Annotated in this window: 1 protein-coding gene; it reads left to right on the top strand. The window is 69.5% G+C overall.

Annotated elements, in window-relative coordinates:
- Positions 1–18 precede the first annotated feature (18 nt).
- On the top strand, positions 19–367 hold a 349-nt coding region (locus AC1DUE_RS20840), incomplete at its 3' end, for an exo-beta-N-acetylmuramidase NamZ domain-containing protein (RefSeq protein WP_477041298.1).

Genomic DNA, 367 nt, shown 5'->3' with positions numbered 1-367 from the left:
GTCTTCACCGCGTCCGGCGTGGACACGATCGTCTTCGACATCCAGGACGCGGGCGCACGCTTCTACACGTACATCTGGACGCTCTACGACTGCATGCAGGCGGCGGCGCTCGCGGGCAAGCGGTTCGTCGTGCTGGACCGGCCGAACCCGGTGACCGGGCGGGCGGCGCTCGGGCCGGTCCTCGACCCGGCGTTCTCGACCTTCGTGGGGCGCCGGGAGATCGCGCAGGCGCACGGCATGACGGTCACGGAGCTTGCGCTGCTCTTCAACGCGGAGTTCCTGGCCGACCGGCCGGTCGAGCTGGACATCGTGAAGATGTCGGGATGGCGGCGCTCGGACTTCTTCGACGAGACCGGACTGCCGTGGG

It is taken from the genome of Cellulomonas sp. P4_A2, assembly GCF_056402515.1.
Note: the sequence above shows the minus strand (reverse complement) of the source record. Positions and strands in the feature narration are given on the sequence as shown.